This is a genomic window from Vibrio sp. 2130-1, assembly GCF_033339515.1.
On sequence record NZ_JAWOUT010000582.1, the window covers coordinates 1 to 556 of the forward strand.

General features: G+C 45.3%; 1 protein-coding gene. It reads left to right on the forward strand.

The window, feature by feature from the left end; all coding sequences use genetic code 11:
* Nucleotides 1-65: 65 nt before the first annotated feature.
* Nucleotides 66-556, forward strand: a 491-nt coding sequence (locus tag R7Q09_RS27530) for an MFS transporter (RefSeq protein ID WP_318144130.1), incomplete at its 3' end; no start/stop codon positions are given.

Below are 556 nucleotides of genomic sequence, written 5' to 3' on the forward strand. Positions count from 1 at the left end.
TAAATCAGGGTTGGCGCCAACTGATATTGATTAAAAAATGATTAAATAATTTGATTGGTTGAATCATGAAAATATCAAAACCACAGCTCGTTTATCTTGCAGCTTTATCTATGCTTGGCTTTGTTGCCACTGACATGTACTTACCTGCGTTCAAAGCGATGGAAATCGACTTTGCTACAGGTCCCGAACAAATCGCACTTTCTCTGACCGTATTTCTTGTAGGTATGGCTTTTGGTCAGTTGATGTGGGGATTAGCATCGGATAAATTTGGTCACCGCAATACGCTGGCCGCAGGACTGGTGCTCTTTACCATTGCCTCATTCTGCTTAGCATTCTGCGATGAAGTTTGGCAGCTACTGACACTGCGCTTTGTGCAAGCAATCGGCGTGTGTGCTCATGCGGTTATCTGGCAAGCGATGGTAATCAAGCGTTACTCCAGCAGTAGCCAGCAAATTTTTGCCACCATCATGCCGTTGGTGGCACTATCACCAGCACTTGCACCTCAACTGGGTGTGGTTTTAGCGGATAGCTTTGGTTGGCACAGTATTTTTCTCGC